At 75.7% G+C, this 12,117-nt stretch carries 13 protein-coding genes; 5 read left to right on the top strand and 8 right to left on the bottom strand.

Annotated features, from left to right (window positions below; genetic code table 11):
• Nucleotides 1–51: 51 nt before the first annotated feature.
• Entirely contained in the window at nucleotides 52–1,260 is a 1,209-nt protein-coding gene (locus H508_RS0110175) for a glycosyltransferase (RefSeq protein WP_026373980.1), read from the bottom strand.
• A gap of 111 nt (nucleotides 1,261–1,371) precedes the next feature.
• Here H508_RS0110175 and H508_RS0110170 point away from each other — a divergent pair, with 111 nt between their 5' ends.
• The gene (locus H508_RS0110170) at nucleotides 1,372–1,824 is read left to right on the top strand and encodes a hypothetical protein (RefSeq protein ID WP_156906058.1); all 453 of its coding nucleotides are present in this window, start codon (nucleotides 1,372–1,374) and stop codon (nucleotides 1,822–1,824) included.
• 111 nt (nucleotides 1,825–1,935) lie between these two features.
• Here H508_RS0110170 and H508_RS0110165 read toward each other — a convergent pair whose 3' ends face one another.
• From H508_RS0110165 to H508_RS0110130, 7 genes are all read right to left on the bottom strand, one after another.
• Nucleotides 1,936–3,369, bottom strand: a complete 1,434-nt coding sequence (locus H508_RS0110165; protein WP_026373978.1) for an amidase — start codon at nucleotides 3,367–3,369, stop codon at nucleotides 1,936–1,938.
• Complete coding sequence (locus H508_RS15785) at nucleotides 3,366–3,767, bottom strand: hypothetical protein (protein ID WP_035254726.1); 402 nt, start codon at nucleotides 3,765–3,767, stop codon at nucleotides 3,366–3,368. The genes H508_RS0110165 and H508_RS15785 overlap by 4 nt, the downstream gene beginning before the upstream one ends.
• A 47-nt stretch (nucleotides 3,768–3,814) precedes the next feature.
• Nucleotides 3,815–4,774, bottom strand: coding sequence for an SdpI family protein (locus H508_RS0110150; RefSeq protein WP_026373976.1), 960 nt, complete (start codon nucleotides 4,772–4,774; stop codon nucleotides 3,815–3,817).
• A 62-nt stretch (nucleotides 4,775–4,836) separates the two neighbouring features.
• Complete coding sequence (locus tag H508_RS0110145; protein ID WP_026373975.1) at nucleotides 4,837–5,232, bottom strand: hypothetical protein; 396 nt, start codon at nucleotides 5,230–5,232, stop codon at nucleotides 4,837–4,839.
• A 99-nt stretch (nucleotides 5,233–5,331) separates the two neighbouring features.
• Nucleotides 5,332–6,033, bottom strand: coding sequence for a uracil-DNA glycosylase (locus H508_RS0110140; RefSeq protein WP_026373974.1), 702 nt, complete (start codon nucleotides 6,031–6,033; stop codon nucleotides 5,332–5,334).
• Entirely contained in the window at nucleotides 6,030–6,746 is a 717-nt protein-coding gene (locus H508_RS15780; RefSeq protein WP_035254724.1) for a Type 1 glutamine amidotransferase-like domain-containing protein, read from the bottom strand. The genes H508_RS0110140 and H508_RS15780 overlap by 4 nt, the downstream gene beginning before the upstream one ends.
• Nucleotides 6,743–8,050, bottom strand: a complete 1,308-nt coding sequence (locus H508_RS0110130) for an aspartate aminotransferase family protein (RefSeq protein ID WP_026373973.1) — start codon at nucleotides 8,048–8,050, stop codon at nucleotides 6,743–6,745. Before H508_RS0110130 ends, H508_RS15780 begins: the two co-directional genes overlap by 4 nt.
• A 188-nt stretch (nucleotides 8,051–8,238) precedes the next feature.
• Here H508_RS0110130 and H508_RS15775 point away from each other — a divergent pair, with 188 nt between their 5' ends.
• Genes H508_RS15775 through cofD form a run of 4 tightly spaced genes read left to right on the top strand, consistent with a single transcriptional unit; the run spans nucleotide 8,239 to nucleotide 12,105 of the window.
• The gene (locus H508_RS15775; protein ID WP_035254722.1) at nucleotides 8,239–9,189 is read left to right on the top strand and encodes an ABC transporter substrate-binding protein; all 951 of its coding nucleotides are present in this window, start codon (nucleotides 8,239–8,241) and stop codon (nucleotides 9,187–9,189) included.
• Nucleotides 9,186–10,316, top strand: coding sequence for an iron chelate uptake ABC transporter family permease subunit (locus H508_RS0110120; RefSeq protein WP_084155278.1), 1,131 nt, complete (start codon nucleotides 9,186–9,188; stop codon nucleotides 10,314–10,316). Before H508_RS15775 ends, H508_RS0110120 begins: the two co-directional genes overlap by 4 nt.
• Nucleotides 10,313–11,110 carry an ABC transporter ATP-binding protein gene (locus tag H508_RS15770; protein WP_084155277.1) on the top strand — a complete coding sequence of 266 codons (798 nt, stop codon included), beginning with the start codon at nucleotides 10,313–10,315 and terminating at the stop codon, nucleotides 11,108–11,110. Before H508_RS0110120 ends, H508_RS15770 begins: the two co-directional genes overlap by 4 nt.
• On the top strand, nucleotides 11,107–12,105 hold the full coding sequence (cofD, locus tag H508_RS15765) for a 2-phospho-L-lactate transferase (protein WP_051223212.1): 999 nt from the start codon (nucleotides 11,107–11,109) through the stop codon (nucleotides 12,103–12,105). The genes H508_RS15770 and cofD overlap by 4 nt, the downstream gene beginning before the upstream one ends.
• Nucleotides 12,106–12,117: the final 12 nt, after the last annotated feature.

Genomic DNA, 12,117 nt, shown 5'->3' with positions numbered 1-12,117 from the left:
CTTCGGCCCGCCCTCTCTTCGCGTGCCTGGGGGCGGATGCGTCGGGTCGCGTCAGGCGCGCGCGCGGACGGCGGCGCGGTAGACCGTCTCGAGCTCGAGGGCGACGTCCTCCCAGTCGCGGCGGGTCGCGGCGCGGCGGCCCGCGAGGCCGAGCTCGAGCGCGAGCTCGGTGTCGCCCAGGATCGCGTCGACCGCATCCGCCCACTCCTCGGGGTCGCGGCCGTCGATGAGCACGCCCGTCTCGCCATCGACGACCGACTCGCACAGCCCGCCGACGCGCGCCGCGACGACGGGCGTGCCGCACGCGGCCGCCTCGAGCGGCACGAGGCCGAACGACTCGGTGCGGCTCGGCACGACGACGACGTCGGCGGCGTCGAGCAGCTGCGCGAGCGCGTCGCGCTCGAGGCTGCCGATGTGGCGCACGCGGCCCTCGACGCCCACCTCGCGCGCGATGTCGTGGAGCGACTCGAGGTAGCGCTCGTCGCCCGGGACCGCGTCGCCCGCGATGACGAGCACCGCGTCGGGCAGGTGCTCGAGCATGCGGACGGCGAGGTCCTGGCCCTTGAGCGGCTGCACGCGGCCGACGACCGCGATGAGGCCCTGCTCGGGGAGCACGCCGAGCCGGTTGCGCAGGTCGAGCCGCGCCGGGATGGGCCCGGGTTGGAAGCGCTGCGCGTCGACCGCGGGCGGCACGAGCCAGACGCGCTCGGCGCTCGCGCCGACCGCGTCGCACAGCACGTCGACCTCCGCGCGTGAGACGGCAGCGATCGCGTCGACCTGGCCGGCGAGGTAGCGCTCCGTCAGGAGGCGCCGCTCGGGCTCGGGCCGATCGCCGTCGGCGACGCGGCGGTTCTTCTCCTCCGCGAGCGTGTGGAACGTCTGCACGATCGGCATGCCGAGCGAGAGCGAGACCGGGAGCGCCGCGAGGCCCGAGAGCCAGTAGTGCGCGTGGATGACGTCGTAGGGCACGCTCGCGGTGAGCGCTGCGCGCTCGAGCTGCTCGCCGAACGCGTCGGCGAGGTTCGGCAGGTCGTGCTTGCGCACGATGCCGCCGCCCGTGTCGAGGGCGCGGAGCGTGACGCGCGGGGCGATCGTCTCGGCGTGCTCGGCGCCCGGGGAGCGCGTGAAGAGGTCGACGTCGTGGCCGTGCGCGGCGAGCGCGAGGGCGCTCTCGAGCACGACGACGTTCATGCCGCCCGCGTCGCCCTTGCCGGGACGGTCGGCGGGCGAGGTGTGCATCGACACCATCGCGATCTTCACGGCGTCGGCCTCGGCGCATCCCCGTGCCCGCCGCGCCGCGCGGGCTCGGGAGCCGTGCGGGGCGGGACGCGGGTCATGGCCTCAGCGTATCGGCGCGCTATCGTCGGCCGCATGGCCGTCCACCGCTCCCCGATCGCCACGGTCGGCGCGCGCGTCGGCGCGCTCGGCCGCTCCCTCGCCGGGCCCGCCTTCCGCGCGGTGACCGCGCGACCCGTCGCCGCGGCGGGCCACCGCGTCGCGACCGAGGCGGCGCGGCTGTGGGGGCGGATGCTCGGCGGCGAGGAGCGCCAGGTCGGCGAGCTCACCGTCATCTCGGGCCTGCCGTCCTGGGCGTTCGGCCGCGGCGGCACGACGGTCGGCGCGACGTTCCTCACGCGGAGCGCGACGAGCCCCGACATCCTCGCGCACGAGGACGTGCACCGCCGGCAGTGGGAGCGCTACGGGCTGTGGTTCATCCCGATGTACTTCGCGGCCGGCCTCGACGGGCTCACGAACAAGTGGGAGATCGAGGCGGGGCTCGAGCTGGGCGGCTACCTGCCGAAGCGTCCTCCGTCGATCGAGTAGCGCGCGCAGCGCGCGCATCGAGATCGTCTCGATACGGCGCCTTCGGCGCCTACTCGACGATCGGGCGGGGGCGGCGCGTGCGGCGCCTGGTCGACGAGCGACGGCGGGGTGTCAGGGGCGCATGCGGTCGACGATGCGCTGCTCCCACGGCACGCGGCGCTCGAGCTGGCGGCCGATCGCGAGCAGCGTCGCCTCCTCCCCCGGACGGCCGATCAGCTGCACGCCCATCGAGAGCCCGTCGGCTATCCGGTGCACCGGCAGCGCGATCGCCGGCAGGCCCGTGAGGTTCACGAACGAGGTGTGCGGCGTGTGCAGCACCTGGTGCCGGAAGTCGGCCTCGCCGTCGTCGATCGGGTACCAGTCGAGCGGCCGGGGCGTGAGGGCCGTGACGGGCGTGAGCACCGCATCCCACGGCGCGAAGGCCGCGAGCACGCGCCGCTCGAAGTCGGTCGCCCACAGCTGCGCCTTCGCGAGCCCGCCCGCGGTGAGCGCGTCGCTCGACTCGATGATCCAGCGAGCGAGCGGCTCGAGCCGGTCGCGCTCCTCGACGGGGATGGGGATCGTCGCCGCACCGCCTCGCCACAGGTCGGTGAACGCCTCGGGGTAGCCCGACGCATCCGGCAGCGCCACCTCGCCGACCTCGTGCCCGAAGCGCTCGAGCAGCGCGACGGTCTCGTCGACCGCCGCGGTCGCCTCGGGGGCGATGCGGATGTCGTCGCTCGAGTCCCACGGCGTGCCGCCCGTCATGACCGCGATGCGGTAGCGGCCCTCGCCGCGGATCGCCGCCGCGAGCAGCGAGCCGTCGTCGCGCTCGGGCGAGCGGAGCACGAGCTCGTGCGGCGCGACGCCGTTGACGCGGCCGATGAGCGCGTCGGTGAGGAGCGCGACGTCGATCACGGAGCGCGCGATCGCGCCCGCGGTCGCGAGCCCGCCGACCTGGCCGACGCCGCCTTGCGCCGGGATCCGACCTCGCGTGGGCTTGAGCCCGACGAGCCCGCACGTCGCGGCCGGGATGCGGATCGAGCCGCCCCCGTCGGAGCCGGGCGCGAACGGCAGCAGTCCCTGCGCGACCGCGGCGGCCGCGCCGCCCGAGGAGCCGCCGGCGTGCAGGTCGGGCCGGCCGGGCAGCGTCGTGAAGCCATGCAGGGCCGAGCGCGTGTAGCCCGCGAAGCCGAACTCGGGCGAGGCGGTGCGGCCGAGCACGACGCCGCCACCCGCGTCGAGCACGCGCGGCAGCGGGTCGGTCGCGTCGGCGATCGTGCCCTCGAGCCAGCGGCTGCCCATGTCGGCCGGCTGCCCCTCGCGGAGCGAGAGCGCCTTGTCGGCGAACGGCAGCCCGTGGATGAGCCCGGTGCGGTCGTCGGCGTCGTCGAGCTCGCGCGCGCGGCGGAGCGCGAGCTCGACGTCGACGTGCACGAACGCGTTCGCCTCGTCGAGCCGCTCGATGCGGTCGAGGAAGTGGGCGGCGACCTCGACGGCGCTCAGCTGCCGCGCGTGCAGCAGCCGCCAGAGCTCGAGCGCCCCGAGCTCGTGGATCGCGCTCACCCGAAGTACCGGTTCGCTCGCCGCTGCAGCCGCTTGCGCTCGGTGCGCTCGCGCATCTGGTCGCGCGTGGCGTAGTTCGTGAGCTCGCGGAACGGGTCGCGGCCGACGATGCGCGGCGGCTCCTCGAGGATCGCCGCGATCGCCCGCTCGAGCTCCCAGTACTCGCCGATGCGGGTGCCCTGGCCGGGGTTGATGTGGCGCAGCCGCGCCTCGAAGCGCAGCTCGCCCTTCACCTCGATCTGCGTGATGAAGCCGCGCGTCGCGCCGGCGACCGTCACCATCCAGAAGCCGGGGCCGAGATCGGTCACCGTCGCGTGCGCGTCGCTCGCAGCGGCCGCCGCGGCCGCCGCCGCGTCGGCGCGCTGCCGCGCGTCGCGCCAGGCCTCGAAGTCGTTCACGGCTCCCATCGTGGCACCCGTCACCGACACGGGCTCCGGCGCGCCGCTCACTCGAGCCGCTGCCGCGAGCGCTCGACGATGCCCGCGAGCACCGCGGCACCCTCCGCCGCGCGCTCGACCGTGACGGCGAAGCGGCTGCCCTCGCGCGTCGTCACGACGATGCCGGGGCCCTTGCGCAGCACGATCGCGACCTGCCCGGGCAGGCCGCGGTAGCCCCATCCGCCCCACTGCACCGGCTCGATGACGGCGGCGTCGACGGCGCGGATGCGCTCGGTCGCGATCGTGCGCAGCGGCACGGCGAGGGCGGCGCTCCGCACGCGCAGCGCCCGCTGATCAACCGTGACGCGGATGCGCGCGAGGGCCAGCAGCACGAGCGCCGATGCCGCCATGACGATGCCGAGCAGCACGCGCAGCGGGACCGCTCCCGTTTCGGGCGCAACGAGGGCGATGACCGCACCGAGCGCGAGCACGACCACTCCGAGCCATGCGAACACCGCCGAGCCGAGCTCGCCCTGCCACTCGGTCGCGTCGCTCTCGGGCAGCGCCATGCGCTCGGCCGGGCCGGCCGCGGTCTCCGCCTCGCGCGGATGGACGAACCACGGCACGAGCAGCAGCGCCAGGGGCGCGAGGAGCACGAGCAGCCACGCGCCGAGCACGGCCTGCTCGGCGCTGCCGGCCTGCAGCGTCGCCCCGACCGAGGCGATGAAGGCCCCCGCGAGCATGCCGCTCACCGCGGCGAGGCACGAGAGCAGCATCGCGCGCAACCGGCCGTCGATCGTCACGGCGGCGAGCACGAGGCCGACGATGAGCATCGCCCCGGTCGCGGCGAGCAGCCAGGTCGCCATCGGCTGGGCCTCCGAGAAGCCGTCGGCGACGTCGGCGCCCGACCAGTGGGTCGCGATCACCTCGGGCAGCCGATCCGCGAGCGCCACCCACGTCACGGCGATGACGAGCGGCGGCAGCGCGAGCACGAGCGCGGCGAGCCAGATGCGGAGGCGGGGCGACATGGTCGTCCCATCCTGCCGGACGACCCGACAGGATCGACGCGGTCCGGATGCGCGGGCGCGCGTCAGGCGCGCGGGCTGCGGCGCCGCACGGCGAGCGCGACGGCGACGAGGGCGACGAGCGCGCCGGTCAGCGCGACGACGGGCACGCCGCCGGGCCGCAGCTGCACGAGCGAGAAGAGGGCGAGCGCGAAGAGCGTCGCGCCGGCGACGACGAGCGCTCCGGCGATCCACGGGTTGTAGTGGCGGCGCACGCCGGCCCTCGCGACCACCACGGCGCCGACGGCCGGCACCCCGAGCAGCAGCCCGTAGAGCACGCCCACCGGCGAGCCCTGCAGCTCGGGAGCGATGGCCGCGACGAGTCCGATGCCGACCACGACGCTCAGCCCGAGCGCGATGAGCACCACCGTGAGCGTGCCCATCGCGAAGCTCGTGCGAGCCCGGTAGCGCGTCGCTGTCATGCCGTTCCTCCCCCGCGGCCCGTGCGGCCGCTGGCGACAGCATCGCCGAGCAGGACGGGTTCCACAACGATGTTGCGGAATTCCTCAGACTTGTCCGGCTCAGGCCTCGGCGGGGATGCGCCAGTCGACGGGTGCGGCGCCCTGCGCGACGAGCGCGGCGTTCGCGCGTGAGAACGGCCGCGAGCCGAAGAAGCCGCGCCGGGCGCTGAGCGGCGAGGGGTGCGCCGACGCGATCGTCGGCACGCCCTCGAGCAGCGGTGCGAGCGCGTGCGCCTTGTTGCCCCACAGGATCGCGACGAGCGGAGCGCGCGAGCCGTCGGGCCGTCGCCTCGCGACGAGGGCGCGGATCGCGGCCTCCGTCACGCGCTCCCAGCCCCAGCCGCGGTGCGAGTCGGTGACGCCCGCCTGCACCGTGAGCACGCGGTTGAGCAGCAGCACGCCCTGGTCGGCCCACGCCGTCAGGTCTCCGTGTGGCGCGGGCTCGAGCCCCAAGTCGTCGTGCAGCTCGCGATAGATGTTGTTCAGCGAGCGCGGCAGCGGCCGCACGTGCCGCTCGACGGCGAAGGCGAGCCCGATCGAGTGACCGGGCGTCGGGTAGGGGTCCTGCCCGACGACCAGCACGCGCACGTCGTCGAGCGGCCGCCGGAAGGCGCGCAGCACCGCGTCGCCCGGCGGAAGGTAGGGGCGCCCCTCGGCGACCTCGGCGCGCAACCGCTCGCCCAGGTCGTGCACGACGTGCTCGACCGGGCGGAGCGCATCCGCCCAACCGGCGTCGACGAGCTCGGCGAGCGGCTTCGTCATGCCCCGAGCACGGCGACCGAGACGCGATCGGTGTCGGGCTCGCGCTCGGCCGTCCAGACGCTGCCCTCGCCGGCGACGACGAGGCCCCCGGCGCCGACGATGAGCGACGTGCGCTCGTCGATCGCGACGACCCGATCGGCGAGACTCGCGTGCACGATCGCGACGGCGCGCGAGAGGTTGCCGTACTGCGCCGCGTGCACGTCGACGACGAGGTCGACGAGGCCGAGGCCGGCGTCGAGCGTGACCTCGTCGAGCTGCTCGCTGCTCGCCTCGGGGCAGACGGGCACGCCGCCGATGCGCCAGCCGCCGAGCAGCGCGACGTCGCCCGCGATCATCGCGCCCGCCGAGTAGCCCGCGTAGGGCACGCCCGAGGCGACGAGACCGCGGATCGTGTCGGCCGCCGGCATGATGGCGCGGTGGTAGCCGGGCGTGAGCCCGCCGCCGACGAAGATGCCGTCGGCGCTGCCGAGGTCGGTCGGGCGCAGCTCGCGATCGGGGCCGAGCTGCACGATGCGCACCTCGCCCGCGCCGAGCCTCGTGAGGTCGTCGCGGTAGTCGCCGTGCCAGCGCTCGCCCTCCTCGGCGTCCTCCGCCCACAGCACGCACGCGATGACGGGCGCGACCTCGGCGCGCTCACGGGCCTCGGCGACGAAGCGGCCGGTCCAGGCCGACTCGTCGTCGGCCCAGCCGCCGCCCAGCAGGTGGATGCTCATGCCTTCAGCGCCGAGAAGGCGTCGTCGAGGATCTCGAGGCCGCGGCGCGCGTCGTCGTCGCTCATCACGAGCGGCGGCACGACGTGGATGCGGTTGTCGGTCGTGAACGGCACGTAGCCGCGCTCGAGCAGCGACGACTTGAGGCTCGCGACGACGGATGCGTCGACCGGCTCGCGCGAGTCGCGGTCGGTCACGAGGTCGAGGGCCCAGAAGCAGCCGCGACCGCGCGCCTCGCCGATGATCTCGTGCCGCCCCGCGAGCTCGCGGAGCCCGGGACCCAGGATGTCGGCGCCGAGGTGGGCGGCGTGCTCGACGATGCCCTCCTCGGTCATCGCGTCGATCGTCGCGACGATCGAGGCGGCCGCGAGCGGGTGCCCCGCGTAGGTGAGCCCGCCGGGGATGGCCCGCTGCTTGAACGTCTCGAGCACGCGGTCGTTGATGATGACGCCGCCGACCGGCACGTAGCCGGAGTTCACGCCCTTCGCGAAGGTCACGAGGTCGGGGCGCACGCCGTCGTGCTGGTGCGCGAACCAGTGGCCCGTGCGGCCGAAGCCCGCCATCACCTCGTCGAGGATGAGCACGATGCCGTGCTCATCGGCGAGCTCGCGCAGGCCCTGCAGGTAGCCGGGCGGCGGCACGAGGATGCCGGCGGTACCCGGGAGCCCCTCGACCATGATCGCGGCGATCGTCGACGGGCCCTCGGCCTCGATCACGCGCCGCATGTGCTGGAGCGCGCGCTCCGACTCCTGCTCCTCGGTCTCGGCCCAGAACTCGGAGCGGTAGAGGAAGGGGCCGAACACGTGCACGTGACCGGTCGCGAACTCGTTGCCGATGCGGCGCTGGTCGCCCGTCGCGTTCACGGCGGCGCCGGTGTTGCCGTGGTACGAGCGGTAGTGCGAGACGACCTTGGCCCGCCCCGTGTGCACGCGAGCCATCCGGATCGCGTTCTCGACCGCATCCGCCCCGCCGTTCGTGAAGAAGACGGCGGCCATGTCATCGATCTTCGACAGGATGCGCTCGGCCGCCTCGCCGCGCGCGAGGTTCGTCGTGGCGGGCGCGACGGTCGCGAGCTGCGCGGCCTGGCGCTGGATGGCCTCGACGACCTTCGGGTGGGAGTGGCCGATGTTGGTGTTGACGAGCTGGCTCGAGAAGTCGAGGTACTCGCGGCCGTCGTAGTCCCACAGCCGCACGCCCTCGCCGCGCGCGACGGTGAAGGGGTTGGTCGAGCCGTGCTTCGACCACGAGTGGAGGATGAGCGGGTCGAGCTCGCGGGCGCGGGCGCCGTCGGCCGGATCGAACTGCATGTGGTGCACTCCTCGCTCTCGTCGGTCGCGGGCCGAGCGGGCCCGCTCCAGGCTATCGGCGGCGCTGCGCCGGGCGGCGCGGAGGGCGCGCGGCGGCCGAGCGGCGATACAGTGGTCGAGCGCCGGGCATCACCTCCGCGCGCGAACCCATGCACACCGTTCGCGCCAGCCTGCCCGAGGAGCCTGAAGTGTCCCGCCGCCCCGCTCTCGTCTCGACGATCGCCGCCGCGCTCGTGCTCGTCGGTTGTGCGGGGTCGGCGATGCCGACCGCGTCGCTGTCGGCCGAGCAGGCCGGCGCGATCGAGGACTGCGGTGTCGAGGTCGTGCCGATGGACGAGCCCGCGGAGCGCATCGTCGCGGTGAAGTCGACCGCCGCCGAGCTCGTCGTCGCGCTCGGGCTCGGCGACGCGCTCGTCGCGACCGCCTTCCTCGACGGGCCGCTCGAGGGCGCCGACGCGCCCACGATCGACGGGATGCCCTCGCGGGAGGCGGTGCTCGCGCTCGAGCCCGACGCGATCATCGCGGGCTGGGAGTCGGCGTTCGCGCCGGAGGCGATCGGCGACCGCGCGCAGCTGCACGAGCTCGGCGTGACGACGTGGGTCTCCCCCGCCGCGTGCTGGTCGACCGAGGTGCCGCCGCTCGACTGGGAGGGGCTGTTCGCCGAGCTCGGCGACGCGGGCGCGATGCTCGGCGTGCCCGAGGCCGGCGGCGCGCTCGTCGATGAGCAGCGCGCGGCGCTCGCGGCGATCGAGCCGCTCGAGGGTGCGCCGAGCGCGCTCTGGTACTCCTCCGGCGAGGACGCGCCCTACGTCGGCGGCGGCACCGGCGCGCCGCAGCTCGTGCTCGAGACCGCGGGGCTCGACAACGTCGCGGGCGAGCTCGACGACGGCTGGGCGACGCTCTCGTGGGAAGCGGTCGCGGCGAGCGATCCCGACGTCATCGTGCTCGTCGACGCGCCGTGGCACACGGCCGCCTCGAAGGTCGAGCGGCTGCGCGCGAACCCCGCGACCGCGGCGCTCGAGGCGGTGCGCGAGGAGCGCTTCGTCGTCGTGCCGTTCCCGATGGCGGAAGCGGGGGTCGGGACGGTGGATGCGGTGGCCCTCGTCGCGCGCGAGGTGCGGGAGCTGGGGCTCGGATGACGCGCACCGAGAGGCCGGCCGCCGGCCGTGAGCTCCCCGCCGCCGCAGATGTGCGCGCATCGGCTGCCGCGAGCGGCTCCCGAGCGCCGATCGCCGCACATCCGACCCGCGGAGCGCGGCGCCGTCGCAGCCCGGCACTGCTGCTCGCGCTCGCGCTCGGCGGCCTGCTCGTCATCGCGATCGCGGTCGCCGCGAGCGCCGGCCCGGCCGGCATCGGGCCGCTCGAGGCGCTCGGCGCGATCCTCGCCCGGCTCGGCATCGGCGAGTCGCCGCTCGGCGCCGTCGACGACGCGATCGTCGTCGACCTGCGGCTGCCGCGCGCGCTCGCCGCGTGCGCCGTCGGCGCCGGCCTCGCGATCGTCGGCGCCATCATGCAGGCGCTCGTGCGCAACCCGCTCGCCGACCCCTACCTGCTCGGCGTCTCCTCCGGCGCCTCGGTCGGCGCGGTGCTCGTGCTCATCGCCGGCCTCGGCGTGCTGCTGCCCGTCGCGGCGTTCGTCGGCGCGCTCGCGGCGCTGCTCGTGACGCTCGGGCTCGCCGCGGCGGCCGGGGGTGCCACCCCGACCCGCACCGTGCTCGCGGGCGTCGTGGTCGCATCCGCCGCGAGCGCGCTCGTGAGCCTCGTCATCTTCTGGGGCGCCGACGGCGATGCCTACCGCGAGATCCTCGCGTGGCTGCTCGGCTCGCTCGCGGCCATCACGTGGCCGACGGCGACCGTCGCCCTCGTCGGCGCCGGGCTCGCACTCGCGCTGCTGCCGACCGGACGGCTGCTCGACGCGCTCGCGCTCGGCGACGCCGCGGCGGGCGCGCTCGGCGTCGACGCGCGCCGCACGCGGTGGGCGCTGCTCATCGCGAGCGCGCTCGTGACCGGCGTGCTCGTGTCGGTCTCGGGCGCGATCGGGTTCGTCGGGCTCGTCGTGCCGCACGCGGTGCGGCTCGCGGTCGGCGCGGGGCACGCGCGGCTGCTGCCGCTGTCGGCGCTCGCGGGCGCGCTCGTGCTGCTCGTGAGCGACACCGTCGCGCGCGCGGTGTTCGACCCGCGCGAGCTGCCGGTCGGCATCGTCACGGCGCTCATCGGCGCGCCGGTCTTCGCGGCGCTCATGCTCTCGGGGCGGGTGCGCACGTGAGCGCTACGGGTCTGGAGGTCGAGGCGCTCTCGGTGCGCGTGCGCGGCCGCGCGCTCGTCGACGACGCGACCTGGAGCGCGCCCGCGGGGCGGCTCACGGCGCTCGTCGGCCCGAACGGCGCCGGCAAGTCGACGATGCTGCGGGCCATCGCGGGCGTCGTGCCCGAGCGCGCCGAGCGCGGCGGCCGCGTGCTGCTCGGCGGCGAGCGGCTCGACGCGATGCCGGCGCGCGAGCGCGCGAGGCGCGTCGCGCTCGTCGAGCAGCTCGCCGAGGGCGCGCCGCAGCTCACCGCGCGCGAGGCGGTGCGGCTCGGCCGCACGCCGCACCATCGCATGCTCGGCTTCTCGCTCGGCGACGACCGGCACGTCGACGCCGCGCTCGAGGCCGCGGGCGCGGCGCCGCTCGCCGAGCGCCCGCTCGCCGAGCTCTCGGGCGGCGAGCTGCAGCGCGTGCACCTCGCGCGCGCCCTCGCGCAGCAGTCGGGCGACCAGCCCGGCCTGCTCCTGCTCGACGAGCCGACGAACCACCTCGACGTCGCCTGGCAGCTCGAGCTGCTCGAGCTCGTGCGCCGCCTCGCCGCCGACCGCCCCGTCGTCATGACCGTGCACGACCTCGCGCTCGCCGCGACCCACGCCGACCGCGTCGTGCTCGTCGACCGGGGCCGGGTCGTCGCGAGCGGCGCCCCGTCCGACGTCCTGACCCCCGAGCGCATCCGCGCCGTCTACGGGGTCGACGCCGAGATCGACGAGCGGCCTGGCGGGGTCGCGATCCGCTACCGGAGGATGGCCTCATGAGGATCACCGTGCTCGCCGGCGGCGTCGGCGGCGCCCGCTTCGCCCTCGGGCTGCGAGACGCGGCGCGCGCGCTGCACGGCGACGCGACTGCGATCACGGTCGTCGCGAACGTCGGCGACGACATGTGGCTCGCGGGCGTCAAGGTGTGCCCCGACCTCGACTCGCTCATGTACGCGCTCGCGGGCGTCGGCGACACCGAGCGCGGCTGGGGCCGCGCGGGCGAGAGCGAGCGCGTCGCCGCGGAGCTCGCCGCGTACGGCGTCGGCTGGCCGTGGTTCACGCTCGGCGACCTCGACCTCGGAACCCACTTGGCGCGCACGGCGATGCTGCGCGACGGCGCAAGCCTCACCGAGGCGACCGCGCGGCTCTCCGCGCGCTGGGACCTCGGGGCGCAGCTGCTGCCCGTCACGAACGACGAGGTGCCGACGCACGTCGTGACCGACGAGGGCGTCATCCACTTCGAGGAGTGGTGGGTGCGCACGCGCGCCGAGCTGCCCGCGCGCCGGTTCGTGCAGCACGGGCTCGAGCGCTCGCGCATCTCGCACGCCGCGCGCGAGGCGATCGCGAGCGCCGACGTGCTGCTCATCGCGCCGTCGAACCCGGTCGTCTCGATCGGCACGATCCTCGGCATCCCGGGCGTGCGCGACGCGCTCGAGACGGCGCCAGCGCCCATCGTCGGCGTCGCGCCGCTCATCGCGGGCAGGGCGCTCCGCGGCATGGCGGCCACGTGCCTCGCGGTCATCGGAGTCGAGGCGGATGCGGCTGCGGTCGCCGCGCACTACGGCGCGCGTCGGGCGGGCGGGCTGCTCGACGGCTGGCTGCTCGCCGAGGAGGACGCCGGCTCGATCGGCGCGCTCGCCGAGCTCGGGATCGTCGCCGAGGCGCGGCCGCTGCTGCTCACCCCCGGCGCGCCGGCGCAGCAGGTCGCCGAGGACGCGCTCGCACTCGCCGAACGGGTGCGCGCCGCTCGTCCCGCGCCCCGAGCCGCTGACTGACTCGGCCGCGCG

It is taken from the genome of Agrococcus lahaulensis DSM 17612 (assembly GCF_000425105.1).
GTDB lineage: Bacteria > Actinomycetota > Actinomycetes > Actinomycetales > Microbacteriaceae > Agrococcus > Agrococcus lahaulensis.
The sequence above is the reverse complement of the archived record's forward strand: the minus strand, read 5'-3'. Positions and strand labels throughout refer to the sequence as shown.